Below are 26,460 nucleotides of genomic sequence, written 5' to 3' on the forward strand. Positions count from 1 at the left end.
CACTGTCAAAGTGGTTAACGCTGTTTAGTTAACGCTACCGCTTCATGGGCGAGGTGACTGATATGCCCCCAGTCGCCTGAGCGGATGGCTTTTTTTGGCAGCATCCACGATCCGCCGACGGTGGCTACACAAGGCAAGGCGGTATATTCCGCCACGTTAGTCGGGCTGATCCCGCCTGTCGGGCAGAAGCGGACTTGTGGCAATGGCCCGGCAATGGCAGCGAGCGCCACCGCCCCGCCGTTGGCTTCGGCAGGGAAAAACTTCAGATGGGTATAGCCCAGCTCTACAGCCTGCATGATTTCTGATGGGGTACTGACGCCCGGGATAAGTGGCACAGGGCCTTGTTTGGCATGCGCTAATAACGTGGGCGTTATGCCCGGGGAGATCACGAACTTGGCGCCAGCCGCCACCGCCGCATCGTATTGCGCAGTGTTGATCACCGTACCCGCGCCGACCAGTGCATGAGGCATGGCGGTGGCAATCGCGCGAAGGGCATCTAGCGCACAGGCGGTTCTGAGAGTGACCTCAAACACCGCGATCCCACCGGCCAGCAGCGCTTTCGCTATCGGGAGCGCCTCTTCAAGGTGCTCAATCACCATCACCGGAACAACCGGTGAGGCGGCAAATACCGTATTGGGTTCGATAGACCAGTTCATTGTCTTTTCCTCACAGTCCTGTCTGCGCGCGAGTTGCACGTATGTACTTTGCCCCTAGGGGCCGCGATAAACAGCGTACACCAAACCGTGTCTGACGGGCATTTCGAGGGACTGGAAATGTTGCTTGCCGCACATTCTCATTCGACGAATAGACGGTCGCCACAGGGGGGCGATTTGTTAACGATTTCATCACGATAGCGTCGCGATAGTGTCACGTTTGTGTCGGTACAGTGAAATTCCGTCCATTTTATGCGGATTTCACTAGCGGAGACGTAAAAAAAGCCTATAATTCGCGCGCTTTTTTACGTGTTTTACGCCTCTCTATTTTCGGAGTTACCCCCCAGATGAAAAAAATCGCACTCAAAGCCGTAGCGATGACTATCCTTGCCACATCATTGACTGGTTGTATCGGTCAGATGGGCACCTCTCAGCTTGTGACCAAAGTGAACCTGAGCGTGGTAGATAACCGTTACGCTCGTGCAGGTTTGTATCTGCTTCTTGGTCCGGTTTACGGCATTGCAGCGACCGCGGACTTGTTCATTTTCAACTCCATTGAATTCTGGACTGGCCGCAACCCAATTACCGGCAAATCACCCGCATTGGCTGATACACCGATGAATGCCGTGATCAAAGTGAACGGTCAGCTAGGCAGCGATCTGTCTACGCCACCATTGGCAAGCGTTCGCAATAGCGATATTGAAGCCGCAAGCTTCAACCAGTTGGATGACAGCACGCTAGAAATGAACGTGTCTTACACCAACGGTGAGACTGCGGTATTGCGCGGCGAGAAAGCCGGCGACAACGTGAACTTCTACCTAGACGGTGAATTCATCACTGCGGTAAGCGTTGACGAGCTAAGCCAGTACGCGCGTAACCAAGCGTAATACTGAGCAAAGAAAACAAAGAACGGCAGCCTTGGCTGCCGTTTTTTTATGCGCTCAACGGTGAGTTGGCGGGTGTTTTTGCGTATTGACACGCTCCCCCCATTGGTTAACGCATGAAAAATGCCAGCATCAGTGTTTGCCACCAGCGGCCATAAGGAGGAGCCATTAATCGGGTGGTGGTGAATTTGCCACGGGTTAGTACGGTTTTGGCTTTGGACAGGGCTAAGAAACCTTCTTTGCCGTGGTAGTGCCCCATGCCTGATGGACCGATCCCACCAAAGGGGGCGTCGTCAGCGGCGACATGCAATACGGTTTCATTGATCCCCATTCCGCCAGAGTGGGTTGCGTGTTTCACTTTGGCTTGTATCAATGGATCTAAGCTCATGAGATACAAGGCTAAGGGGCGAGGCCGTTGCTGAATGTAGGCGATAGCCTCATCCAGGGTGTCATAGCCGATGACAGGAAGCAGGGGCCCAAAGATTTCTTCGTGCATGATTGTGGCATCGGCCGGAATCTCTGTTAACAAGTGTGGGATCAAACGATGCTGTGCATCATTACGGGCATTGTCATGACAAGGGTGGATCTTGGCGCCTTTTTCTTCCGCTTCTGCTAACCATCGGCACAGGCGGGTGTATTGGCGGGTATTGATCACCGAAGCAAAATCTTTATTGGCAATCCCTCCGGGGTAATGACGGTTGAACTGCTGTTTAAACGTCTCAATAAAATCGTGCTCTTGCCCGTTCGGGACTAAGACGTAGTCAGGGGCGACACAGATTTGACCGGCATTCATGCACTTGCCAAACAGCATCCGCTCGACAGCGAGTGCCATCGGCATATCAGGGGCAATGATCACGGGAGATTTTCCCCCCAGCTCTAGCGTCACTGGCGTGAGGTTATCCGCAGCTGCACGCATGACATGGTGGCCTACAGCGGTGGAGCCGGTAAACAGTAGGTGATCAAACGCGAGACTCGAAAAATAGGCGGCAGCGTCGGCTTCGCCTTCAAATACCGCAACCTGTTCCGGGGGAAAAATATCGGTTAGCAGAGTGCGGAGTATTTGATTGGTCGCTGGCGTAAATTCGCTGAGTTTGATCATGGCGCGGTTGCCTGCTGCCAGTGCCGTGATCAGTGGCCCGAGGCTTAGCATCACAGGGAAGTTCCACGGTACCACGATACCGACAACACCGAGGGGCTGATAAATGACACTGACATTGGCTGGGGTCAGCATTACGCCGGCATGGCGACGCGAGGGCTTCATCCAGTGCTTGAGGTGACGCAGGCTGTAATTGATGTTGGTGATACACGGTACGATATCGGCCAACAACGTATCTTGTTCGCTGCGCTGTCCAAAGTCTTCATTGAGGGCCAGACAGAGGGCTTTTCGGTGTTTTTTTATCGACGTTTTCAGTGCGGAAAGATGCGCCCGTCGTTCTTGGAGTGAGGGTGTCGTTGCGGCTTGATAGGCTGTTTTTTGGCTATAAAGCGTGGCTTCCATCTGTTGGCTGATGGTTGGAAGTGCATGGACATTTTCGGCCGCAGTCATCGTTAAATTCCGTATCAGGTAAGCGTTATAAAAACCGACAAAGAGTCGGTTTTTAGTGTACCGGTTTTCCCTGCTGCCGACTGTGAATTGCTAGACAACTTGGCGTGTGCGCAATAACCACCTCACGCGATTATTTAGCGGGCAACGTATGGCCGCTTTGTTCGGCATGAAACACGGCCATGAAGGTGTCGAAATACTGTTGCAGTTGTTGACCATCGTGCGTGTCACCGAGCATGTCGAGCAAGGCAATACCCGCTTCACAGGTACACAAGTTTCCCGCTTGCTGATTACGGCGCAGGGCATAGTGTGACGTGCTTGTGGGTTGTAACGCTAAGCGCGGTAAGGTGGCTAACCACGGACTACGCCGCACCATTTTTCGGGCTTCCTGCCACGTGGCATCGAGCACAATAAACAGGGGGATCTTGCCATCTTGGGGCTGATACGGCTGGGCGGGGGTTGTGTCATCGCCGGGAAACAGCAGCCAAGGCTGAAAACGGGGATCGGCCAGTTGCGCCAAAAGTTCAGCCGGTGGATTGATCCTGTCCCAAATCGGACGCTGGCAATGGGGCAGGCTACGCAGCATCAGTTGGCCGGTATTGGTGGCTTTACCCACTTCACGGGGGTGGGTCAGCAGCACAAAGTGGCTTTGGCTGTGCAACTTCGGCTCGGCATGGCAAATGCAGTTGTGTCGTAAGCCACAGCGTGGGCAAGCCGCCATGGGCGGGGTAGAAGACGGTGATTGCATAGGGTGTGCCCTTTCACGTTGACGAAAAACACAAAGCGGCCGAGGCCGCTTTGTGGGGAGTGCTGTGGGCAGAATGGCCGCTTATTTCAGGCAGTGTTCAACCAAGTAGTGCGCCACGGCTTCATCGGCACAGCTGCCGATTACTTCATTATCAGGCAGGGCTTTTTTCACTTTCTCGTGGGCGGTTTCCATCACCAAGCCTTTGCCTGCCATACGTAGCATTTCGGCGTCATTCATGCCATCGCCGAACGCGATACAGTCTGCCAGCGTGTAGCCTTTCGCTTTCGCGACGGCGTCCAGCGCGTGGCCTTTCGAGACATTGGCATCCATCACTTCCAAGCACCACGGGGTGGAGAACGCGATGTTAGCGCGATCGCCGCACAGCGCATTCAGCTTGTCTTCCCACACCACCAGCTTGTCATGATCGCGGTCGTCATTGGTGAAGAAAATTTTCGCCACGCCTTCTACTGGTGGGTTCTCGACATCAAACACCTGGTAGGTGAAGGTGTCGTGGAAATCACGCAGGGCTTCGTCTTCTTGGTTCAGCAACCAATCTTCATTGCGGTAGATATGGATGCGCAAGGCTGGATCGTGCTTGGTCAGCGCGATGATGTCGCGGATCACGTCAGGTTGTACGTCTTGCTTGAAGATCACTTCATTCTGGCAGTTGTGCACGCGTGCGCCGTTAGAAGTGATCATGTAGGCCGGGATCCCCAATTGTTCACGCATACCGGCGACATCCACATGGTGGCGACCGGTGGCAAAGACAAAGTCCTTCTCTTGTTGATGAAGTTGGTTGAGGACGTCTTTGGTGAAGGGGGCAATCTTATGATCAGGCGTTAGCAGGGTACCATCCAGATCCGACGCAATAATTTTGTACATGCAACCTCTCGCGATAAAAACAGAGCCCCATCACCGTCACGGGATAGGGAGACTGCCCGCAGTGTAAACCAGAAACCGGAAGAAAAAAGAGGCTAATTTATCGCACGTGGATTTCCGCTTTCCGAAAGTGATCCAGCGCAGCTTTTAGCGCAGGATTGCGGTAGTCATCGCGTTCAAACAGCAGCTCATGGAATGCCCCGTCGATGATCTGCAGCTGACCATCTCGTCCCGCTTGCTGCATGGTGTGGCAGAAACGCTGTTGTGCGACATTATCGACAATGCTGTCCAACCCGGCCTGTAGCACCAGCAAGGGCGCGGTAATGTTACCGGCTTGTGCCACACTGCGGTGAGCAGCCGCGATGCTTTGCCACACCCAACGGGCGCTGGGCCCGCCGATGCGCAGTTCAGGGTGGTCATGATAGAGCTGACGGAACCACTGATAGCGCACAGCACTGTGGCTGAGTGGGTTATCCGCAAAAGGTTTCGGGTAATACGGTACTTGGCCGGGGGCGTAACTCGGTTGACGCTGAAATTGTTCGACCACGCGCGCCAGCGGTGAGGCAATTGGGCGCATCCAGTTTTTGATCGCAATGCCGTGCATCGGGGCGCTCAGTACCGCGCTGGTGATCAGATTAGGGTGTTGCGCCAAAAACAGGCTAGCGATGGTGCCGCCCATGGAATGGGCCAGTAAATGACGCTGGTGATAGCCTTTGGGCGCTATCACCGTCTGGTAGAAGGTCGCTAAGTCCGCCACATAGTCATCAAACTGTTCGACATGGCCCAGCTCGGTGTCAGCTGCAAGGCGATCGGATACCCCTTGTCCCCGGTGATCCAACGCGTACACATCGTAGCCTTGGCGAGTGAGATCATAAAACAGCTCTTGGTATTTCCAATAGCTCTCGATGCGCCCGTTCACTACGAGGATGGCTTTATCATGCTGCGCCGCCGTGAAGGCCACCCAACCAATACGCCGTTGACCGACACCCAGTATCTCGCCCTCTTGGCGTTGCTGCCACAATGCGGCGGCCGGCCCGGATAGGGTCTCAAGGTAGTGGGTTTCTTGGGTAAACTCATTTATTTGTGTGGCAGGGGCTGTCATGCGGGGTCTCTGTGAATCGTTACTGAGCCAAGTATATACCTAAGCGGGTTTGAGATCCGCGTTTGTCCTATCAGGAACGTGCACGACTTTCGGCCGGATTATCACAATAGGGGTGATCTGCGTGTGGCGTCGGGCGGATGGCGGGTTACATTGGTGCAACTGGATGTATATTCCATAAATAGGCGGGATTATTTTAATTTTGTGTTGTATGTGGCCATTTTGTGGTTTTTTCTGCGCGATAAAGCGTGGTTAATTAGGCGTAATACGGAATCGTGTGAAGAATGCAGCATGGCTCAGTGATATTATTCTCTGTTATTCCTTTCGTGTGCCATGAGGGTCACTCACACCATGTATGCTTACGTTGCGCGTCAGCCTATCTTTAACCGTCAACAGAAAACGGTCGGGTATGAGTTATTGTTTCGTGATGGCGAGAGCAATGCTTTTCCCAATATCGATGCCAACAAGGCCACGTGCAGGTTGTTGGTGGAAAACTTCATTGCGATGGGGAGCGATGCGTGCGATCTCGGCAAACGCCGTTTTATTAACTTCCCTCAGCAGAGTCTAGTGCGTTTATTGCCTACTTTACTGCCGAAAAAGCAGGTGGTGATTGAGGTACTGGAAACGTGTGAGCCCAATGACGAACTGTTTCTGGCGATCCGTCATTTGCACCGCATGGGCTATATGATTGCGCTGGATGATTTTGAAATGGATCCACGCTGGGAGCGTTTCCTACCCTATGTGCACATCATTAAGTTGGATTTAATGACGCTGGGCTTGCCTGCGGCGTGTGAGTTTGTGGCCAATAACCGCCATCGAAAATTGATGTTTCTGGCTGAGAAAGTGGAAACCCAGGCCGACTTTGATCGGGCGCTGGAAGGCGGTTTTCATTTTTTTCAAGGCTACTTCTTTAGCCGCCCGCAAGTGATGAAGAACCGTCAAATTACCCCTGAGCGTGTGGCCACGTTGCGTTTATTGCAGGAAGTTTGTCGACCGGCGGTGGATTTTTCACGGGTCGAGCAGATCATCATTGCTGATGTCTCTCTCTCTTATTTATTGCTGCGCTTCGTTAATAATGCGGCTCAGCGGACGAAAGTGCCGATCCGTGATTTTCGCCAAGCTTTGGTCTATTTAGGCGAAGATCGTCTGCGCATGTTCGTCAGTGCAGTGGCCACCGCGCAAGCAACGGTCAACAAACCGCAAGAGTTGTATGTGCTGTCGTTGGTCCGTGGGCGCATGTGTGAAGTGTTGGCACAAAGCCGTTGTGTGCATGCTGACAGTAAGATGGCCTTTATGGCGGGGTTATTGTCGTTACTGGATGCGTTGCTTGATAGCCCCTTGCCAGAACTGTTGGCGCAGTTGCCGTTGGAGCGGGACATTCGTGCTGCATTATTAACGCGACAAGGGACGATGGGGCAGATGTTACACTTGGTGGAAGCTTTTGAGCAGGCCGATTGGCCCACCGTGAATCAGTACGGCCGCGCACTGGGTTTAAGCAGTGAGTTGATTGGGAGCAGCTACCATCAGGCGATGCAGTGGGTATCGCAATATCTGATGGTGGCGTACCGCTAACGATCAGCGGTGGCGGCGAGAGACCACTGGCTCAGCGCTTTCACGGCGGCGGCCAACGCCGGATTCAGCGTTTTGTTGGCTGGGTAACACAAGCCTAAGCGACGAAACATCCGCGGCCCGTCTAACGGCACAGTGATCAGTCGGTTCGCCGCTTCTAATACCCCGGTCGGTAAAAACGAGATCCCAAATCCCGCCTGCACCAAGTGCATCACCTGCGTTTTATGTTCGGCTTTGGCCACCAAATTCACCGCCAAACCATCACAGGCTAACAAACCAATGGTCTGCTGGTGGGCCTCACACGGTGGGCACTCAATGAAATCATGCTGATGTAATTGTTCCGGGCGGACGCTTTTCAGTGTGGCCAACGGGTGATCTGGCAGCATGCACAGCAAATAATCTTCCTCCCACAGCGGCAAAAAAATCTCGCCGTCTTGTTTGAACATATCCAGCGTAATACGGGCCTCCGCCGGGGCGTCGTGATCCACCAATTCCAACAATAAATGCGGAATGTGCGCCCCCAAGGTCGCCATCACGCTGGCCAAAGCGGTTTGACTGAGATCGGGGAAATGCCCCAGTTTGAGCGTCAAGCACTCGGTGCGGGTTTGGAACAGGCCGGGTAAGCGCTGTACATCGGCCAGCAGGCGAATCGCTAGCGGGTAGAGGTAATGGGCTTCATCGGTCAGCGTGACCCCTTTTTTGTGCCGTTCAAACAGCGGCGTATTGAGTTCGTTCTCAAGCTGCTTGATCGCCGTCGAGATCGCCGGTTGAGAAACAAAGCAGCGTTCGGCCGCCAGAGTGATATTTTTTTCTTCATAGACCGCCACAAAGCAGCGTAATAAACGTAAATCCATAATCGTGATGCGCTTGGGGAACAAGAGGGAGGGTGTGAGCGATCATAGCAGAAAAGCACAAGCCGGACAGAATGCCCGGCTTGTGTGGATGTCGATGGGATTAACCGGCGACGTTGTAGTAGGTCGCGGCGCCCGGACCGACGGGCAGTCCTAAGATGAACACCCAGACGTAGAACATGATGCTCCAGCCGACCACGAAGACCATCGAGTACGGCAGCATGGTGGAAATCAGCGTGCCTAGCCCCAGGTTCTTCTGATAGCGGGATGCCACCGCGAGGATCATGCCGAAGTAGCTCATCATCGGGGTAATGATGTTGGTCACCGAGTCACCAATACGGTACGCCGCCTGAATGGTTTCCGGTGCATAGCCGACCAGCATCAGCATCGGCACGAAGATCGGTGCTGTCACGGCCCACTGCGCGGAGGCTGAACCAATCATCAGATTGATAAAGCCACACATCAGGATAAAGGCGAAGAACAGCGCCGGACCCGTCAGGCCGATGGACTGCAGGAAGTCGGCACCCCCGACGGCAAACACCTGACCGAAGTTGGTCCACTTAAAGAACGCGACAAACTGCGCGGCGAAGAACACTAACACAATGTACATGCCCATCGATGACATGGCGTTCGCCATCGCATCAATCACATCACGGTCGTTTTTCATCGTGCCGACGACTTTACCGTAGACAAAGCCCGGAATCGCGAAGAACACAAAGATGAAGGCCACGATCCCTTTCAGGAACGGTGAGCCCGCGACGAGGCCCGTGTCAGGGTGACGCAGAATGCCGTTTTCCGGCACGATGGTCAGCGCCAAGAGGGCTGACACCACCAAGGCTGCCAGACCCGCGGCTTTCAAGCCTTTCTTTTCCAGTGCCGTCAGCGAGCCGAGCTTATCTTGACCGAGATCCACGCTGGCGTCGTCCGGGTTGTATTTACCCAGTTTCGGCTCCACGATTTTCTCTGTCACCAAGGCACCCATGATGGTGATGGCAAAGGTTGAGACAAACATGAAGTACCAGTTGGCTTCAGGGCCGACGGTGTAGGTCGGATCAATCATTTGCGCGGCGGTTTGGGTGATCCCAGACAGCAGTGGATCGACGGTGCCCAGCAGCAGATTGGCACTGTAACCGCCTGACACACCAGCAAAGGCTGCGGCTAAGCCCGCCAACGGGTGACGACCCAGCGAATGGAACAGCATGGCCGCCAGCGGCACCAATACCACATAACCCAGTTCAGACGCGGTGTTAGACACGATACCGGCAAACACCACGACCAAGGTCACCATGCGCTTGGACGCGCCCATGACCAAGCCACGCATGGCGGAAGAAAGCATGCCCGAATGTTCGGCAATGGCGACACCCAGCATGGCTACCAAGACGGTGCCCAGCGGGGCAAAACCGGTAAAGTTCGTCACCAGATGCGCGACAATTTTTTGCAAGCCTTCCGCGTTCAGCAGGCTCACGACATGGATCATACCATCGGCCGCCCGACCCGGTGCCCCTTCAGGGCGGGGATCCATCACGGAGACCCCAAAGTAGCCCGCGATCCCTGATGTGATCAAAATGGCTAAACAGAACAAGGCGAACAGAGTGATGGGATGGGGCAATAAGTTACCGAGCCACTCGACCGTGTCGAGGAACCGGGTAAAGCGGGTTTTCTGCGGTTTTTGTGGATGTTGTGTTTGCGGTGAAGCGCTATGCATCCCGACCTCCATTTAGCGTTTTAATCCCATCAATGGGTACGTCTTTCGATATGTGTTTTGCGAAAGGTTACGCTATTGTTAATGCATAAAACAAGAGGAAGTTGCACATAATATGGCTAACTGTTCGTTTTTTGTCTCAAAAAAGTTAATTTACTGACGGTTTGTATAGTGTGCTATCCATAACTAAAACCAATGATAAACAGAAGAAATGCGTATTTTTCACTTATAGCAAAACGGATTATAGTGACGGCTAACATCACACGGCCGTGGATGAAAGTGCTCCCCTGAGGTGCGGCGATAGGCTGGCGCTATGGGGACAAGGTTTTCTTTTCTGAAGGTATTACTATGTCTACTCAATCTCTTGTCGTGATCACTGGCGCCAGCTCTGGCATTGGCGAAGCCACCGCGCGTACCTTGTCTGCTGCCGGTCATCCTTTGTTGTTGTTGGCACGCCGTTTAGACCGTTTAGAAGCGTTGGGTCTACCCAATACCTTGTGTCGTCAGGTTGATGTGACCGACGGTGCGGCGGTGTCTGCGGCGATTGCCGAAGCGGAAGCCCAATTTGGTCCGGTGGATTGCTTGGTGAACAATGCCGGTGTCATGCTACTTGGCTTGGCGCACGAGCAAGATCCGACAGAATGGAAAACCATGTTTGATGTGAATGTGATGGGCTTGCTGAATGGCATTCATGCGGTGTTGGCACCGATGAAAGCCCGCAAGCACGGTACTGTGATCAACATCAGCTCGGTGGCGGGCCGTAAAACGTTCCCGAACCACGCGGCCTACTGCGGCACCAAGTTTGCGGTGCATGCCATCACGGAAAATATCCGTGAAGAAGTGGCCGATGATAATGTGCGTTTCATTACGATTGCCCCTGGCGCGGTAGACACTGAATTGCTGAGCCATACCACCAGTGACGCGATCAAAGACGGTTACGAAGAGTGGAAAGAAGGCATGGGCGGCGTGATTGCACCACAAGATATCGCCAATGCGATCAGCTACGCTTATCACCAGCCACAGCACCTGTGTATTCGTGAGATTGTCTTGGCGGCGACGCGTCAGCAGCCGTAATCTCGACCGGCAGTTTCTCTTCTGGCATCAGTTACTTCATGGTGACTGGCTGCTATAGTCAAAACGGCGTCTTCCCTTGCGGGGAGGCGCCGTTTTGGCGTTTTTGGCGCTGTCTGGCAGCAGGTTGATCGAAGAGAGGCGGAGCAAACCGGTGAGAGAAAAGATCCTATTTTTTGATGTACTACGGTGCATGGCGGCCTTGGCCGTGGTGGCCATTCATGTGCTGGGTCCCTACCGCGATCAGCTGGGGGTGATCCCAGACGCCGACTGGATCACCGCCGTGAGTATCAATAGCGCCAGTCGCTGGGCGGTGCCCGTGTTCATCATGATCACCGGGGCGCTTATGCTGTCGGATCAGCGGCCGTTTGAACTTGGTTATTACCTTAAGCGCCGACTGGGCAAAGTGCTGGTCCCGTTTTTGGTTTGGTCGTGTTTTTACGCCGTGTTGTCAGGTGTGACCCTCAGTGGGTTTGACGGTCAGGTGGTGTGGGAGAAACTGCGCGATTTGCCCGTGCATGAAACCTACTACCACCTTGGCTTCTTCTATTATTTTTTGCCGCTATATCTGGTGGTGCCTTTTTTGCGCCACGCCGTTCAACACGGGGATCGCACCGCCGTGACGGCCATGACCGCTGTGTGGTTGGGGCTGACGACGTTATTTTTATGCCATATTGATGGCCCGTGGAGCCATGAGCTCGTGCTCTACAGTGGCTATTTGCTGTTGGGGTATGGCTTATTCCAATATCAATGGCCGCGGGCGGGCTGGTTATGGGGATTCGGTGCCTTGGCGCTGGTGGTGACCGATTACATGGTACTCAGTCGCAGCTTTGCCTCGGGGGAATACACCGTCGGCCGCTGGTTATCGTATAAAACCCTCAATACCGCGTTGATTGCTGCCGCCGTGTTTGCCTTGGGGCGCTATCTGGCGACACGCTGTTCACCTCGGTTGATGACCGGCATGGCCTTTATGAGTCGCTACAGTTTAGGGATTTACCTGCTGCACCCGCTGTTCTTGTGGCCGGTACGGGCGTTTGATGGGTATGTGTGGCCACCGGCGGTGATGATCCCATTGTTGACGGTCGTGATCACCGCGGTGTCATTGGCAGCCAGCTGGCTATTGGCGAAAAGCGCCAAAACGGCCTGGCTGGTGCCATAATCAAAGATTGGGGTTAGTCACGCTGCAAGGCAAAGTGTAAAAACTTCACGCCTTGATACGTCATGGTGCCATAGTCGCCCGGTTGCAGATGGTGATAGTAATGGATCCCTACCATGAACTCGCGCTTGGGGCCGCCTTTCGTCGGTTGCACGTAAATCCAGTACTCTTCGTTGTCCTCACCCGGTTGTGCGCCAATGATGGCGTTACTTTGCTTATCGAGAATTTGGACCTCAATCGTGCGTTCCGGTGCGTTTTCGCCCAGCATGTGACGGCGGTAGAAACGAATAAATAAAATGACCGCAACGGCGAGCATGGCCACCACGGCCACAATGATCCAAGTTGGCATGAGTCCTCCTAACTGCCTGTATGACGCATTTAGCCGCTATTATTCCGGATGACAGCCAGTGAGAGTATGGGCGAGAGAGCAAAGCGTGATCCGGATACGGTAATCCACCCGAAACACGTGAGGGAAGGGTGAAAAAAGCAGTGACTCAATCGGTTATGCTTGACCTGTGAGCAAGGGGATCGGCAGCATCATTCCCCCTTTGTTTTCTTGTCAACTCGCGGTAAGTTACAGTGAGCGATTAAAAAGGAACCATGGATTATGGCGAATATTGAGTTAGTGGTGACACGGTCAAGGCGGATAGAACGCTTACTGCGTGAGCATTACCATGCAGAGGGGAAGGGCTTACATCAGCTGATCAACAGTTGTGAAGAGCGTTTACCCCATGACGTGATAGCCAAACTGCGTTTCATTGCCTCAGTACGTAATAAAACGGTCCACGAGGACGGTTATCGGCTAGACGATAAAAAAGGGTTTATTGCGGCGTGTAAGGTGTGTGAAAAAGAGCTGACACCGCGCAGTGGGCGTTTTGTCTGGACGGCAGCCATCTTACTGGTGGTCGGGGTGACGGCGATGGCGTTATGGTTTTATTCCGTGCACTGGCACCGTATCGACTTAATGCCTTGATAGCCTGACGTGAGAACGAATAGCGTAGCACTGAGCGCCTAGTACTCGGCGCTGATAACCAAGGCTTATCGCCAACAAACACGCATAAAAAAAGGTGCCCTTAGGGCACCTTTTTTTATGCGAATTTAGGCTTAATAAATCACAGGCAGCGTCATCAGACCGACAACGACGGCGATCATAACTAGGCCTTGTTTTTGAGAAGAAGTGAACATAGAAGGCTCCTTGGCGTGCTACTGGATAATTGATGTGATTAGAATAGCATCATTTTCACTGCTTTCTCAAGCCTCAATGTAATTTTGCGGTAATAAAAACATTTTATAGGGTGTTGATGGGGCGAAAATGGCACAGTAAACGTGGTTATTTGTTTTGGTTAAAAGGTGTCCGTTGGTAATTTTCGCCGTGGATTTTCAGTTAATGTGTTGTTTTTGATATTTATTTTGCTGTTTGTTTTGTCRCCAATGTGCATTTTTACCATGTGGTGAGAATAAAAATGTAAAAACAGTGCTTTTGTCAGCGTGATGTTAGATATTCGCGTGTTCTGCTTTTTGCTTGCCATAATGATAGACGAATAAAACAAGATGCTCTATTTTTGTCTGACAAAATAGTGATCGACCGTCTGTTTTTCTGGGCGATCAGTCCCTTTTTTTTGTTTGAGTACTGGCTGGTGTATTTTCTGCTTTTTTTTGCCTTGTTCTTGTTTATCTTGTTGATAATAAAGGTTGTTGTTGGCTGTTTTTAAGTGCGATTTTATCGTCTCATGCCTGCCGTTGCCGCCAATTTGTGATCTCCGTTATCGTGTTGGTGTTTCATTGGGCTGAGTAATCGTTTGCATGGTCGGTTATCGGGTTTTCATGCCGCTGTAGCAGGGGATGCGGCGCGGAGGTGGGACAATCGGCGAAACCGGCGATGCGCGCCGTTATGAGGCTATTCGCTAAAGGGGAATAGGTGCTCTTGGCTGTACAGGCTAGGCTGGATACAGGAGGTCGATGATGAATGAACCTTGGTGCAAGGTGTATAGCGCCGCTAACATGCTGGAGGCACACAGTCTGAAAGGGTTGCTGCTGGCTCACAATATTGACGCACAGACCCGGGGTGATGGACTCAGTGCGGCTGCGGGTGAGTTACCGGCCAATGTGGTCGAAGTGAGCGTGTGGGTGCGGCAATCTCGGCAAGGCTTGGCGCGCTCGGTGTTGCAAGACTATGAGCAAGCGGCCGAGTGGGAGTGGCAGTGTCCGCAGTGTGGGGAAGACAACGCTGGCAGTTTTGAGATCTGTTGGCAATGCGGGGCCGAGCATCCGTCGTTATAATGCCAAATCACAAACATGCATTATAAATGCATTATATTGTTTTGGGTCAAACTGCGCGATGGCGTTGTACGCTACGCTGGCGGTATCTTTTATTACGCAGACCGATTGCCCGTGATCGGCAAGAGAGAGACATCATGACCCAAGTACACGCCCACAATGTATTGAACATGCTATTGGCTGCAGAAACGCCTTATACTCGTGAAAGCCTGACCCAAGCGGTTGAGGCGGAATACGGGGAAGCCGTGCGTTTTCATACTTGCAGCCAAGAAGGCCTAACCCTTGAAGCGTTGCTGACCTTCTTGCTGGATCGCCGTAAAGTGGTACAAGACGGCGATATCTTGATGGCCAACCCTGAGCGCATGTGTAACCACTAAAGCGTGACAAGTTCTGGCCGGATAGCCGTAGGCTAGGAATAAAATAAACAGATATAAAAAAAGCGAGGCTCGTTGGCCTCGCTTTTTTATACCATGTGTTTGCGTCGAATATCGAGCAGCGCAAAAATGCCGAAGATCAGGATCGACCATTTTTCCCAGCGCGACAGGGTGAGTTTGTCACCAAAGGCGCCGAGGAAGATCAGCATTTGCAAGCCGTGCATCATCAGCAAAAAGCCGGTCATGATGTACAGCGCCATCGCCGCCACGCCCGGGAAGGGGTGAAAAATATTCAATAGCAACACCAGCCAGACGAAACCAATCGCGCCTTTGGCCAGTAGGATCAGTGCTTTCATGCTCCCTCTCTTTCAAACAGACGGTAACAGACTTGTCCCGCCGTTTTTTCCTTGTGTAAATGCCAGTGGCTCGGTGTCGGTAAGTCACCCAGCTCTTTTTCCGTTTCAATATAAATAATCGCGTGCGGGGCAAGCCAGTTATTTTGCTCAAGCAGCGTGATCACTTCCGGTAACAGACCTTTGCGGAACGGCGGATCGATGAACACCACGTCAAAAGGCGTGCCCGGTTGCTTGAGGTACGTTAAGCTATCGGTATGACGCACCGTGGCGTTGTCTGCCCCAAGGGTTTGACGGTTTTTCTCAAGCTGTTCAGCGGCTTTTTTGTCTAGCTCCAGCAGGGTGACGTGCTCGGCGCCGCGAGATAGGGCTTCAAAGCCCAGACTGCCACTGCCGGTGAACAGATCCAAGCAACGAGCCTCAATCATATCTTGCGCCAACCAGTTGAAGACGGTTTCTTTGACGCGATCGGTGGTCGGGCGGAGTCCTTCAACGTCATGGACGGGCAGTTTACGGCCACGCCAGCGTCCGCTGATGATCCGTACGAATCCTTCGCGGCTAGAGGGGGAAAGGTTTTTCCCGGATTGTTGTCTGCGTCTCGTCATAGATTTCTTCGACCGTTGAGAAAATGATAGTATACCCAAACCCTTGTGTTATGTGCTATGAGAAGCACGGCCAAAAGGGACGTTGGGTATTATTAACCTGTATTTAAGCCGCAAATTGTACCAATCAAGCTCTAGGATTTGCCAATGGCAGAAAAAAAGAAACGTGGATTATTTTCGTGGTTGGGTTTTGGCTCTGATGAGTCAACCGAGCAAACGAAGCAACAGGATGACGCACACGCATCCGTAGACAGTGGTGTTGAGGCGAAAGCCGCGGCAGACGCACAAGCAGAGGTTGAAGCACAAGCGGCTGAAGACGCGCTGGCAAAGGCCCAAGCCGAAGCCGCTGAAGCAGAAGCGACAGCCCTGGCGGAGGCTCAGGCTGCCGCAGAGGCACTCGCAGAAGAACAAGCAAAAGCCGAAGCGCAAGCGTTGGCTCAGGCAGAAGCCGAAGCAGAAGCACAGGCGAAGGCGAAGGCATTAGCCGACGCCCAAGCCGCAGCGGAAGCCCAGGCGAATGCTGAGGCTGCGGCTATGGCCGCGACTGTCGAACAAGAAAAACCGAAAAGTGAAGGTTTCTTCGCGCGCTTGATGCGCGGCTTGAAAAAGACCAAAACGAACTTTGGGGCCGGTTTCTTTGGCTTGTTCCGTGGCAAGAAAATCAATGATGAGCTGTTTGAAGAATTAGAAGAGCAGTTGTTGGTGGCCGATGTCGGTATGGACACCACGCTAAAAATCATCGAAAACCTGACCGAGAAAGCCAGCCGCAAAGACTTGCAGGACGGTGAAGCCCTGTACGGTCTGCTGAAAGATGAATTGAGTGAGATGCTGGCAAAAGTCGAGCAACCGCTGGTGGTGGATACCACCAATAAGCCGTATGTGATTTTGATGGTCGGCGTCAATGGCGTGGGGAAAACCACCACCATTGGTAAGCTGGCGAAGCAATTCCAGAGCGAAGGCAAGTCTGTGATGTTGGCGGCGGGTGATACCTTCCGTGCGGCGGCGGTTGAGCAGTTGCAAGTCTGGGGGGAGCGTAACAATGTGCCGGTCGTGGCACAGCATACCGGCGCCGACAGTGCGTCGGTGATCTATGATGCGATCGAATCGGCCAAAGCGAAAAATGTGGATGTGGTGATTGCGGATACCGCGGGGCGCCTGCAAAACAAAGGCCACCTGATGGAAGAGCTTCGCAAAATTGTCCGCGTGATGAAAAAAGTCGATCCGGCCGCGCCGCATGAAATTATGCTAACGGTGGATGCGGGTACGGGCCAAAACGCCATTAGCCAAGCCAAACTGTTCAGTGATGTGGCACCGGTCACCGGGATCACCATCACCAAGTTGGATGGTACGGCGAAAGGCGGCGTGATCTTTGCCGTTGCGGATCAGTTCAGCATCCCGATCCGCTACATCGGTATCGGTGAAGGGATTGAAGATCTGCGTCCTTTCGCGGCGGATGAATTTATTGAAGCACTCTTTAGTGACGAGGAATAAGGTGTGATCCGGTTTCAGCAGGTAAGTAAAGCTTATCGCGGTGGGCGTCAGGCCCTGCAAAAGGTGGATTTCCATTTGCAGCCCGCCGATATGGCATTTTTAACGGGCCATTCTGGGGCAGGTAAGAGTACCCTGCTGAAACTGATTTGTGCGCTGGAGCGCCCAAGTGATGGTCAGGTGTGGTTTAACGGCCATGACATCAGCCGTATCGACAGTAAGCAGATCCCCTTCCTGCGCCGCAACATCGGCATGATTTTCCAAGATCATAAGCTGTTGATGCGGCACACCATCTTCGACAACGTGGCGATGCCGCTACGGGTCGAGTTGGCGAACGAAAAAGACGTGAAGCGTCGCGTTTCTGCGGCGTTGGATAAAGTGGGCTTGCTCGACAAAGCCCGCTGTCTACCGATCCAATTATCGGGCGGTGAACAGCAGCGAGTCGGTATTGCCCGCGCCATTGTCAACAAACCCTTGTTGCTGTTGGCCGATGAGCCAACCGGTAACTTGGATGCGGAGCTGTCACACCAAATCATGGCCCTGTTTGCGGAATTTAACCGCGTCGGGGTGACAGTGTTAATGGCCACGCACGACACGTCATTGTTATCGACCTACAACTACCGCCGTCTGGATTTGCATCAGGGCCAATTGAGGGAGATCGCTTGTGGCGCGTAATAAAACCGGCTTTTTCAGCCTGCATTGGCAGCAATGTAAGCAAGCACTGACTGATCTGAAACGCCGCCCCATGGGCAATGTGCTCACGCTGGCGGTGTTGGCGTTTGCCTTGACCTTACCCACCACGTTTTACTTGTTCGCCAAGAACATGACGTTGGTAGCACAGGCATGGCATACCCCGACGCAACTGACCTTGTACCTCGAAGAAGGGATCAGTGCGGCGGAAGCCGAGCAGGTCCGTGACACGCTGGCCGGCTGGCCAGAGATCAGTGATGTGCAATATATCTCGCCCGATCAAGGGTTAGCCGAATTTCGTCAGCAAGCGGGCTTTGAGCATGCGCTCAGTCTGCTGGATGACAACCCGCTGCCTGCCGTTGTGATTGTACAGCCGGGTGCGCAGTGGCAAGCCGCGAATGCGGCCAGTCAGCTTGCTGCACAGCTGCGAACTCAGCCGGAAGTGGCGGAAGTGCGTCTCGACAGCGATTGGTTGCAACGCCTGTCTGCGATCAAGCAACTGGTGGTAACCTTGGCCGCCATTGTTTCCGGACTCATGCTGTTTGCAGTCTTCCTGATTGTCGGCAATACCTTGCGTCTGCAAGTGCTGAATCAGCGCGATGAAATTCAAGTGATGAAGCTGGTGGGGGCAACCGACAGCTTTATTCTGCGTCCGTATTTGTATACCGGCATGTGGTACGGTGTAATTGGCGGCACGATCGCGTGGTTGTTGACCGTGGTGATCACATTGTTGCTTGAGCAGGCCGTGGCCCAGTTGGCCAACTTATACGACAGCTCCTTCCGTTTAGTCGGGTTGTATTGGGATGAGACCTTGCTCCTTGTGATGGTCGCGGCGTTCCTTGGCCTACTGGCTGCCCGCTTATCCGCGGGTCGTCACCTGAAAGAAATTGAACCTATCTGACGTTTTTTCTTTTTCAAATGGGGTAAATTACGCGCCCCGCTTGCAATAGTGCCCACTTTCTGGGCATTATTGCGGGTTCAAGCAATTTCCAATTGGTACAAAAAACACACGAGGTTTGTTGAATGGCACAAGAGATGACATCAATGGCTTTAGTTTCTGCTGACAGTCTGGACAGTTACGTTCAAAGTGTTAACCACTATCCGATGTTATCGGCAGAGCAGGAACGCGAGTTGGCTGAGCGTCTTCATTTTGATGGCGACATTAATGCGGCAAAGGCATTGGTTATGTCACATCTTCGCTTTGTCGTTCATATTGCTCGTGGGTATTCCGGCTATGGCTTACCGATGGCGGATTTGGTGCAAGAAGGCAACATTGGCCTGATGAAAGCGGTCAAGCGTTTCAACCCAGAAGTGGGCGTGCGTTTGGTGTCGTTTGCGGTGCACTGGATCAAAGCGGAAATCCACGAATACGTTTTGCGTAACTGGCGTATCGTGAAAGTGGCCACCACCAAGGCACAACGTAAATTGTTCTTCAATTTGCGTAAATCGAAAAAGCGCTTGGGCTGGTTCAATAATGACGAAGTGGCCATGGTCGCGGAGCAGCTTGGGGTGGATGCGAGCGAAGTGCGGGAAATGGAGTCGCGACTGGCGGCACAGGATCCGGCTTTTGAATTGCAAGCGGAAGATGACGATCGTGAATCTAGCTACAGTGCGCCGGTGTATTATCTGGAAGACAAATCGTCAGATTTGGCACTAAAGTATGAAGAAAATAACTGGGAAAGCCATGCGAACAATCGCCTGTCGAATGCCCTGGCGAGCTTAGATGCGCGTAGCCAGCACATTGTGCGTTCCCGTTGGTTGGATGACAACAAGTCGACCTTGCAAGAACTGGCTGATCACTATGAAGTGTCGGCAGAAAGGATCCGTCAGTTAGAAAAAAATGCGATGAAAAAGCTGAAAGAGTCGGTCGGCGACTTCGCCTGAGGATCATCAGTATCGCGTGAAAAACTATCCACAAAGTTAGATTTGCAAAAACCAGCCAAGGGCTGGTTTTTTTGTGCCTGAAATCTGGGAGATAGCTCACAGTCAGGCGGGGAAAGGGGGGGTTGTAATACTTTTATCCACAGCTTTTGATCGGATCCGATCTACATATAGTGGATCCTTTTTTTGAAAAACACATTATCAACGCAATTCACAGCTTTTTCCACAGGCGGTGGCTTTTTGTACATAGTGGGTTTGTCGGCGGAGGTGCCGCGATCGCCAAGCCTTGCCAGATCTGGGCTGCGGGGTGTTATCACGGGGCGGTATAACCCGTACTTTTTGCATGGGGTTGTGAGTAACTTGCTGGGGTACAATGGGGAACCGTCTCTACTGATAGTATGACGATCAGGAAGCGGACGATCATCACATTTTCTTGGTCAACAGCGATCCTGTTGGCCGATCTTACGGTCAGAGAGTTGCGAGTTTATGGATCAGTTTGAACAGATTTCCGCCGAGCAAGCCCAACAGTTATTAATCCAACCCGACAGCGGTGCCATCTTAGTGGACATTCGCGATCCCCAGTCGTTTGCGTTGTCTCACCCACAAGGGGCATTCCACCTGACCAATGACACCATGGTGACATTGATGAATACGGTGGAGTTTGAGCAACCGGTGATCGTGATGTGTTACCACGGTATCAGTAGCCAAGGCGCCGCCCAGTATTTGATCCACCAAGGATATGACAGTGTATACAGCTTAGAAGGTGGCTTTGAGGCGTGGAAGCGACAGGCGTTGCCGTGCGTGGACATGGCCTGATCACCTCGACAAATTCTCTCGCGAAGGGCATGCTGGTAACAGTGCACGCTCCCGGCATGAAGCGGAGCGTGGCTGGCGACCTTGGAGAGTGAATATGTACCGCTTAGCAGGATTAACCAACCCGCGTCAGGCGCAGGCGTTTATTGATTACATGGCATCGCGTGGCATTGCGTTGTCATTGGCTCCTGAGCCGGAAGGGATGTTTGCCATTTGGCTGCAAGACGGGCAGCACTTGGTGGAAGCCGAAGCCGAGCTGAACCACTTTTTGGCCAACCCGTCAGATAAAAAATACCAAGCTGCGTCATGGACGGTTGCAGAATCGCGCACCGCGACATTTTTCTACCGCAGCCCCAGCTTGATCAAGATGGTCAAACAGCAAGCCGGCCCCTTTACCCTCACCGTGCTGGTGGCGGCGCTCGGGATCGCCGTGTTGTGGTTTCTGGGGTTTAGTCAGACACTGTTTAATTGGCTGCATTTTCCGTTCATGGACGGGGATCAATGGCAGGTGTGGCGTTTCTTCACGCATGCGCTATTGCATTTCTCTGTTTTACACGTGGTGTTTAACTGCCTGTGGTGGTGGTTGCTTGGCGGGCAGCTTGAGCAGCACAGCGGCAGCGGAAAATTGATCCAAGTGTTCTTGCTTTCCTCCTTAGTGTCCGGGTTTGCTCAGTTCTGGTTTGTCGGCCCGAACTTCGGTGGCCTGTCAGGTGTGGTCTATGCCTTGATGGGGTACATCTGGTGGATGGGCTGGTTGGCGCCCGCGCGTAAACTGTCGCTGCCCAATTCGTATGCGGCCTTTATGTTGGTTTGGCTGGTATTAGGCTTTGCCGATGTCGTGGGCATGTCGGTGGCTAACATGGCCCACTTGTTCGGTTTGCTGACCGGCTGCGGCCTGGCATTGATTGATGCAAAATGGCGCCAGCAAACTTCATGAGTGGGATCGCCATCATTGGCTTATTCCCCTGACACTAGGTAAGATGACAAGGCTTCGCATTACGCGAAGCCTTGTTGTTTTCAAGCCCGTAAGCCGATGATCATTCGGTGATTGTGATACCTGATAGCGCGTTACACATTGGGCGTGTTAAAGGTGCTAGGCAAGGTTGATAAAGGAGCTGCGACCGCCGTGAAGCAAAGCAAACGACATCAGGAAATCATAGATCTTGTTCAAAGCCAGGGGTACGTCAGTACCGATGATCTGGTCGCTCGGTTTAATGTCAGTCCTCAAACGATTCGGCGTGATCTCAATGAGTTGGCCGCCGATAATCAAATTCGTCGCCACCATGGGGGTGCGACGCTGCCATCCAGCTCCGTGAATACCGCTTACAGTGCTCGCAAGGTGATGCAGTTGGCGGAAAAAGACGCCATTGCGATAGCCATGGTGCAACACATTCCCGATGGGGCCACCTTATTTATCGATATCGGCACCACGCCAGAAGCCGTGGCGCGTGCATTACTGGATCACCATGATTTGCGTATCGTGACCAATAACCTCAATGTGGCGAGCATTCTGACCGGTAAAGACGATTTTCGGGTGATTTTGGCCGGTGGGGAAGTGCGTAACCGTGATGGTGGTATCGTCGGTGAAGCCACGGTGGATTTCATTGCCCAGTTTCGTTTGGACTTTGGCATTCTCGGTATCAGCGGGATTGATCTCGATGGCTCGTTGCTCGACTTTGATTACCATGAAGTGCGGGTGAAGCAGGCCATTATTGAAAACAGCCGTTGCGTCATGCTGGGTGTCGACCACACCAAATTTGGCCGTGGCGCGATGGTGAATCTGGGCAATATTAGTCAGATAGACATGCTGTTTACCGATCAGGCACCCCCTGCGGAATTGACCCACTGTTTGACAGAACACGACATCGCCGTAGAGATTGTCGCTCACGCCTAGTGCTTTACGTCTTACGGTGCCCACAAGGCAAGCAAAGTGCTAACCGACCATCAAAGGGTACCCCACAGGGTACCCTTTTTTTTCACAAATGCCGCGCCGATCAAAATAACACCAATGCGATCTTTTATTAGGATGATATTGCGCATTTTATTCGCTATTATTTTCGTTATCGAACATTTAAGGCTCGATATTGAGCGTTTATGTAAAGACAGACCGCGATCGTACAACGCCGATCGCTAACGGAGAGCGCAGAATGACAGTAGCAAACGGTGAGGCGACGCGAGCGGCACACGAGATATTGGATGTGATTGTGGTCGGCGGCGGGATCAATGGCGCAGGGATCGCGGCCGATGCGGCGGGGCGAGGACTGCGAGTTGGGTTGTATGAAGGACAAGATTTTGCCTCCGCGACCTCGTCAGCCAGCTCGAAGTTACTGCATGGCGGTTTGCGCTATTTGGAACATTATGAGTTTCGCTTGGTCGCTGAAGCATTGGCGGAGCGGGAAGTGCTCCTGAAAAAAATGCCGCATATTGCCCGCCCGATGCGTTTTCGTCTGCCTCATCGCCCACATTTGCGTCCGGCATGGATGATCCGTGCCGGGTTGTTTTTGTACGACCATCTAGGAAAACGGACCACACTGCCTGCCAGTGAAGGGATCCGATTTGGTGACGCCTCGGTGTTACACCCGCACATGACGCAGGGGTTTGAATACTCGGATTGCTGGGTGGATGATGCCCGTTTGGTGATCCTCAATGTGATGGAAGTGGCTGAGCGCGGCGGCGAAGTGCGTAACCGGTGTCGGGTTGAACAGGCGGTACAAGAGAATGATTTGTGGCGAGTCACGGTGCGTGACATGCTGACCGGTGCGCGTTTTGAACGGTATGCCCATGCGCTGGTGAACGCTGCCGGCCCGTGGGTGTCCGCATTTTACGATCAGGGACTGACGCTACCTTCGCCGTACGGCATTCGCCTGATCAAAGGGTCACACATTGTGGTGCCGCGTGTGCATGACGAGCCGCAGGCGTACATTTTACAAAATGATGATCAGCGGATTGTGTTTGTCATTCCGTACCTGGATAAGTTTTCGATGATTGGTACCACGGATGTGGAATACCACGGCGACCCACGTGAAGTGGCCATCGATCAGAACGAAATTCGTTATTTGCTCGATGTCTACAATGCCCATTTTACCCGCCCGCTGACAGAAGCCGATGTGGTGTGGACGTGCAGCGGGGTGCGACCGTTGTGTGATGACGAGTCGGACTCACCGCAGGCGATCACCCGTGATTACACCTTAACCTTGCAGCAAGACGGTGAGCAGGCGCCCTTGTTGTCTATTTTTGGCGGCAAGCTGACGACCTACCGCAAACTGGCTGAATCCGCCATGGCCAAATTGGCGCCGTTCTTTCCGGCTATGGGCCAACCGTGGACGGCGCAGTCGACGCTGCCGGGTGGGGAGATAGACGGTGATTTGACGGCGTACCGCGCGCAACTCGCCCTGCGTTATCCGTGGGTGGAGGCCACGACCTTGCAACGGTGGGTCAGCAGTTATGGTTGCCGGGTTGAACGTCTGCTGGCTGATATCAGCAGTGAAGCGGCGATGGGGCAGCACTTTGGTGCGGGTTTATACGCGTGCGAGTTGGACTATTTGATGGCGGAAGAGTTTGTGCAGCAGGCTGACGATGCGCTATGGCGACGCAGTAAGTTGGGTTTGTATTTGGATGCGACGCAGCAGCAAGCGGTCGCGGAATACATCACCCAATGTCAGGCCCGTGATGCGGCGTGATGCTCGACTAGCAACGAGAACTGAGAACCGAAAAAGCGCCGAGATGGGCGCTTTTTTATTGTCTGTATAGCGAGTGAGGTGCTAGCTGGCCGGTTATTGATACAGGTATTTAGTGAACAACAACTCGGTAAGGAGTTTCTTGTTGGTTTCCATGATCAGCAGCTCATTGACCGTTTCCAAACAGGCTTGGCGAATTTCTTCGCGTCCCGCCAGTGATTTCACGCGGGCTTCCGGTTGTTCGCCGATGATGCTGATAATCGCATCGCGGATCAGCGGGGCATGGTGCTCCACCTCCGGGATCAGTGATGGATCGGCCACCATGAGATCAACTTGCAAACGCAGGTAGCCAATTTTTTTGCCTTGGGTTACATAATTGGTCGTAATGTCTGGGGCCAAGGTGTAATACGTGTATTGTGGAGGCGCGGCCGGCACATTCTCAGCATGGGCTGCCAGCGGGAAAAGGAGGCTGACAAGCAGTAAACAGAGACCGGATAGTTGTGCTTTCATCTTTTTACTCATAGGGTTACGTTGTTTTGATGCTGCGAATAACTATCTTTCGACGGTAACGATATTCCTACCGGTGACAGCTTGCTACAATAGTGTTTCTTCATGGTAATAAATTAACCGGGATCTACCAAGCCCCTTCGCGGTGGTTAGGCGGATTTTTTGTTGGAAAAATGTCGGAAATCAAGCAGTTGTACAATTCCTTATTGGACAGTGCCCAGTGGGTAGCGGCCGATGAAACCTCCGTCGCAGGGACTGATTTTGGGCATTGGTTGCTAGAGCAACATTCACTGTCGCGCCGTTTTGAGCAGTATTGCCGCCAGTTCACGGTCTCCTTAGCGGAGCAGGTGACGATAGGGCCTGAGCACCTCGCGCTGGATGAACGCCAGTTACTCGGCGCCTCGGCATGTTTGCTGCGCAAAGTCGTGCTCAAGGGCGATGGGGTGCCATGGGTGTTTGCCCGCACACTGATCCCAGAGACCACGTTAACCGGGCAAGAGCAGGATCTCGCGCAACTCGGGGATATGCCGTTGGGCTTTCGGGTGTTCACCGATCGCAGTGCACGCCGCGATGCCTTGATGATTGCCAATGTCGGTACCGCCGAGGCACCGATCTGGGCGCGCCGCTCCCGTTTGTGGATCAATAATAAGCCACTGCTGGTGGCAGAACTTTTTTTGCAGGATGCACCGATTTATAAGGAGACCGAACGTTGGAAATGACCAAGGCAAAAGCCTTTTGGCAGTTAGCCCGCTTTGATCGCCCCATTGGCAGTTTGTTATTGCTGTGGCCAACGTTATGGGCCCTGTTTTTAGCCGCTGATGGCTTGCCCGATCCCCATGTCACGGCCGTGTTTGTGCTCGGGGTGATTTTCATGCGTGCGGCAGGGTGTGTGATCAATGATTATGCCGATCGCCATTTTGATGGCCATGTGAAACGTACCGCTGAGCGCCCGATGCCATCGGGGCGGGTCTCGGAGCGGGAAGCGCTCGGCTTATTCGGGCTGTTAGTGCTGATCTCTTTCTTGCTGGTGCTGACCATGAATACCCTGACCATTATGTTGTCGGTGGTGGGCGTTATACTGGCGGCGATGTACCCATTCATGAAGCGTTATACTCACTTGCCACAGCTCGTGCTGGGTATGGCGTTTGGCTGGTCGATCCCCATGGCGTATGCCGCACAGGCAGGCACTTTGCCGCCGGTGGCGTGGTTGCTGTTTGTGGCTAACATTTTGTGGACCATTGCTTACGATACACAGTACGCCATGGTCGATCGCGATGATGATGTGAACATCGGGATCAAGTCGACGGCTATCTTGTTTGGCCGTTTTGATAAAATGATTGTCGGGCTGTTGCAGTTAACCACCTTGGTGTTGTTGATTGTGGTGGGCGCGGTGCAGGGCTTATCGGCGGTGTACTATTGGTGCTTGTTGTTGGCCTCGACCTTGTTTGTGTATCAGCAGCATTTGATCCGTGGCCGCGAGCGCGCGCCGTGTTTCAAAGCGTTTTTGAACAACAACTATGTCGGTATGTTGGTGTGTCTCGGACTGGCTATCAGCCTGTGCTGGCCTTAACTATTCGCTAACTCGTCAGCCAGCTAACCCGCTAATCAACGGGCCAACCAACAAACAATAGACAGAAAAAAAG

Annotated in this window: 28 protein-coding genes; 17 read left to right on the plus strand and 11 right to left on the minus strand. The window is 53.0% G+C overall.

What is annotated here, in order from left to right:
- Window positions 1-14: 14 nt before the first annotated feature.
- Window positions 15-656 carry a bifunctional 4-hydroxy-2-oxoglutarate aldolase/2-dehydro-3-deoxy-phosphogluconate aldolase gene (locus tag L4C36_RS00680; protein ID WP_428475860.1) on the minus strand — a complete coding sequence of 214 codons (642 nt, stop codon included), beginning with the start codon at window positions 654-656 and terminating at the stop codon, window positions 15-17.
- Between the two features lie 344 nt (window positions 657-1,000).
- Between L4C36_RS00680 and L4C36_RS00685 the strand changes: the two genes are divergently transcribed.
- A complete protein-coding gene (locus L4C36_RS00685) occupies window positions 1,001-1,540 on the plus strand; it encodes a DUF3332 domain-containing protein (RefSeq protein ID WP_428475861.1) in 540 nt (179 codons plus the stop codon).
- A gap of 106 nt (window positions 1,541-1,646) precedes the next feature.
- Here L4C36_RS00685 and L4C36_RS00690 read toward each other — a convergent pair whose 3' ends face one another.
- The 4 genes from L4C36_RS00690 to L4C36_RS00705 all read right to left on the minus strand — a co-directional run bounded on the left by L4C36_RS00690 (window position 1,647) and on the right by L4C36_RS00705 (window position 5,809).
- On the minus strand, window positions 1,647-3,083 hold the full coding sequence (locus L4C36_RS00690; RefSeq protein ID WP_428475862.1) for a coniferyl aldehyde dehydrogenase: 1,437 nt from the start codon (window positions 3,081-3,083) through the stop codon (window positions 1,647-1,649).
- Between the two features lie 130 nt (window positions 3,084-3,213).
- Window positions 3,214-3,828, minus strand: coding sequence for a tRNA-uridine aminocarboxypropyltransferase (locus L4C36_RS00695; protein WP_428475863.1), 615 nt, complete (start codon window positions 3,826-3,828; stop codon window positions 3,214-3,216).
- A gap of 81 nt (window positions 3,829-3,909) precedes the next feature.
- Entirely contained in the window at window positions 3,910-4,710 is an 801-nt protein-coding gene (locus tag L4C36_RS00700; RefSeq protein WP_428475864.1) for a Cof-type HAD-IIB family hydrolase, read from the minus strand.
- 97 nt (window positions 4,711-4,807) lie between these two features.
- Window positions 4,808-5,809, minus strand: coding sequence for an alpha/beta fold hydrolase (locus L4C36_RS00705; RefSeq protein ID WP_428475865.1), 1,002 nt, complete (start codon window positions 5,807-5,809; stop codon window positions 4,808-4,810).
- 348 nt (window positions 5,810-6,157) lie between these two features.
- Between L4C36_RS00705 and L4C36_RS00710 the strand changes: the two genes are divergently transcribed.
- Window positions 6,158-7,378, plus strand: a complete 1,221-nt coding sequence (locus L4C36_RS00710; RefSeq protein WP_428475866.1) for an EAL and HDOD domain-containing protein — start codon at window positions 6,158-6,160, stop codon at window positions 7,376-7,378.
- Here the strand turns inward: L4C36_RS00710 and L4C36_RS00715 are convergent.
- Both L4C36_RS00715 and L4C36_RS00720 read right to left on the minus strand, forming a co-directional pair.
- A complete protein-coding gene (locus tag L4C36_RS00715) occupies window positions 7,375-8,229 on the minus strand; it encodes a LysR family transcriptional regulator (RefSeq protein WP_428475867.1) in 855 nt (284 codons plus the stop codon). The genes L4C36_RS00710 and L4C36_RS00715 overlap by 4 nt on opposite strands.
- A gap of 100 nt (window positions 8,230-8,329) precedes the next feature.
- Entirely contained in the window at window positions 8,330-9,931 is a 1,602-nt protein-coding gene (locus L4C36_RS00720; protein ID WP_428475868.1) for an AbgT family transporter, read from the minus strand.
- A 345-nt stretch (window positions 9,932-10,276) separates the two neighbouring features.
- Here L4C36_RS00720 and L4C36_RS00725 point away from each other — a divergent pair, with 345 nt between their 5' ends.
- Complete coding sequence (locus L4C36_RS00725; protein ID WP_428475869.1) at window positions 10,277-11,002, plus strand: SDR family oxidoreductase; 726 nt, start codon at window positions 10,277-10,279, stop codon at window positions 11,000-11,002.
- A 151-nt stretch (window positions 11,003-11,153) separates the two neighbouring features.
- Complete coding sequence (locus L4C36_RS00730) at window positions 11,154-12,158, plus strand: acyltransferase (protein ID WP_428475870.1); 1,005 nt, start codon at window positions 11,154-11,156, stop codon at window positions 12,156-12,158.
- Window positions 12,159-12,171: 13 nt separating this feature from the next.
- On the opposite strand, the gene L4C36_RS00735 is transcribed toward L4C36_RS00730, so the two are convergent.
- On the minus strand, window positions 12,172-12,504 hold the full coding sequence (locus tag L4C36_RS00735) for a DUF2500 domain-containing protein (protein ID WP_428475871.1): 333 nt from the start codon (window positions 12,502-12,504) through the stop codon (window positions 12,172-12,174).
- Window positions 12,505-12,762: 258 nt separating this feature from the next.
- Here L4C36_RS00735 and L4C36_RS00740 point away from each other — a divergent pair, with 258 nt between their 5' ends.
- The 3 genes from L4C36_RS00740 to L4C36_RS00750 all read left to right on the plus strand — a co-directional run bounded on the left by L4C36_RS00740 (window position 12,763) and on the right by L4C36_RS00750 (window position 14,809).
- Window positions 12,763-13,128 (plus strand): DUF4145 domain-containing protein, encoded by a 366-nt coding sequence (locus L4C36_RS00740; RefSeq protein WP_428475872.1) that lies wholly within the window; start codon window positions 12,763-12,765, stop codon window positions 13,126-13,128.
- A gap of 986 nt (window positions 13,129-14,114) precedes the next feature.
- On the plus strand, window positions 14,115-14,435 hold the full coding sequence (locus L4C36_RS00745; RefSeq protein WP_428475873.1) for a putative signal transducing protein: 321 nt from the start codon (window positions 14,115-14,117) through the stop codon (window positions 14,433-14,435).
- 131 nt (window positions 14,436-14,566) lie between these two features.
- A complete protein-coding gene (locus L4C36_RS00750; RefSeq protein WP_428476033.1) occupies window positions 14,567-14,809 on the plus strand; it encodes a YecH family metal-binding protein in 243 nt (80 codons plus the stop codon).
- An 86-nt stretch (window positions 14,810-14,895) separates the two neighbouring features.
- Here the strand turns inward: L4C36_RS00750 and L4C36_RS00755 are convergent, their stop codons facing one another.
- Both L4C36_RS00755 and rsmD read right to left on the minus strand, forming a co-directional pair.
- On the minus strand, window positions 14,896-15,162 hold the full coding sequence (locus L4C36_RS00755; RefSeq protein WP_428475874.1) for a DUF1145 domain-containing protein: 267 nt from the start codon (window positions 15,160-15,162) through the stop codon (window positions 14,896-14,898).
- Complete coding sequence (rsmD, locus tag L4C36_RS00760) at window positions 15,159-15,764, minus strand: 16S rRNA (guanine(966)-N(2))-methyltransferase RsmD (RefSeq protein WP_428475875.1); 606 nt, start codon at window positions 15,762-15,764, stop codon at window positions 15,159-15,161. Before rsmD ends, L4C36_RS00755 begins: the two co-directional genes overlap by 4 nt.
- 144 nt (window positions 15,765-15,908) lie before the next feature.
- Here rsmD and ftsY point away from each other — a divergent pair, with 144 nt between their 5' ends.
- The 8 genes from ftsY (at window position 15,909) to glpD (ending at window position 24,313) form a co-directional block, all read left to right on the plus strand.
- Window positions 15,909-17,252, plus strand: coding sequence for a signal recognition particle-docking protein FtsY (ftsY, locus tag L4C36_RS00765; protein WP_428475876.1), 1,344 nt, complete (start codon window positions 15,909-15,911; stop codon window positions 17,250-17,252).
- A 3-nt stretch (window positions 17,253-17,255) separates the two neighbouring features.
- Entirely contained in the window at window positions 17,256-17,924 is a 669-nt protein-coding gene (gene ftsE / locus L4C36_RS00770; protein WP_428475877.1) for a cell division ATP-binding protein FtsE, read from the plus strand.
- Window positions 17,914-18,840 (plus strand): permease-like cell division protein FtsX, encoded by a 927-nt coding sequence (gene ftsX, locus L4C36_RS00775; protein ID WP_428475878.1) that lies wholly within the window; start codon window positions 17,914-17,916, stop codon window positions 18,838-18,840. The genes ftsE and ftsX overlap by 11 nt, the downstream gene beginning before the upstream one ends.
- 122 nt (window positions 18,841-18,962) lie before the next feature.
- The gene (gene rpoH, locus L4C36_RS00780) at window positions 18,963-19,823 is read left to right on the plus strand and encodes an RNA polymerase sigma factor RpoH (protein ID WP_428475879.1); all 861 of its coding nucleotides are present in this window, start codon (window positions 18,963-18,965) and stop codon (window positions 19,821-19,823) included.
- Window positions 19,824-20,306: 483 nt separating this feature from the next.
- Window positions 20,307-20,636: a thiosulfate sulfurtransferase GlpE gene (glpE, locus tag L4C36_RS00785; protein ID WP_428475880.1), complete on the plus strand. Its 330-nt coding sequence runs from the start codon at window positions 20,307-20,309 to the stop codon at window positions 20,634-20,636.
- Between the two features lie 94 nt (window positions 20,637-20,730).
- Window positions 20,731-21,570, plus strand: coding sequence for a rhomboid family intramembrane serine protease GlpG (glpG, locus tag L4C36_RS00790; RefSeq protein ID WP_428475881.1), 840 nt, complete (start codon window positions 20,731-20,733; stop codon window positions 21,568-21,570).
- A gap of 189 nt (window positions 21,571-21,759) precedes the next feature.
- The gene (locus L4C36_RS00795; protein WP_428475882.1) at window positions 21,760-22,527 is read left to right on the plus strand and encodes a DeoR/GlpR family transcriptional regulator; all 768 of its coding nucleotides are present in this window, start codon (window positions 21,760-21,762) and stop codon (window positions 22,525-22,527) included.
- Window positions 22,528-22,780: 253 nt separating this feature from the next.
- Window positions 22,781-24,313, plus strand: coding sequence for a glycerol-3-phosphate dehydrogenase (glpD, locus tag L4C36_RS00800; RefSeq protein ID WP_428475883.1), 1,533 nt, complete (start codon window positions 22,781-22,783; stop codon window positions 24,311-24,313).
- Window positions 24,314-24,406: 93 nt separating this feature from the next.
- Here the strand turns inward: glpD and L4C36_RS00805 are convergent, their stop codons facing one another.
- On the minus strand, window positions 24,407-24,820 hold the full coding sequence (locus tag L4C36_RS00805) for a flagellar basal body-associated protein FliL (protein ID WP_428475884.1): 414 nt from the start codon (window positions 24,818-24,820) through the stop codon (window positions 24,407-24,409).
- A gap of 170 nt (window positions 24,821-24,990) precedes the next feature.
- Between L4C36_RS00805 and L4C36_RS00810 the strand changes: the two genes are divergently transcribed.
- Window positions 24,991-25,536, plus strand: coding sequence for a chorismate lyase (locus L4C36_RS00810; protein WP_428475885.1), 546 nt, complete (start codon window positions 24,991-24,993; stop codon window positions 25,534-25,536).
- Window positions 25,533-26,387 (plus strand): 4-hydroxybenzoate octaprenyltransferase, encoded by an 855-nt coding sequence (gene ubiA, locus L4C36_RS00815; protein WP_428475886.1) that lies wholly within the window; start codon window positions 25,533-25,535, stop codon window positions 26,385-26,387. The genes L4C36_RS00810 and ubiA overlap by 4 nt, the downstream gene beginning before the upstream one ends.
- Window positions 26,388-26,460: the final 73 nt, after the last annotated feature.

It is taken from the genome of Photobacterium japonica, assembly GCF_050337005.1.
Classification (GTDB): domain Bacteria; phylum Pseudomonadota; class Gammaproteobacteria; order Enterobacterales; family Vibrionaceae; genus Photobacterium; species Photobacterium japonica.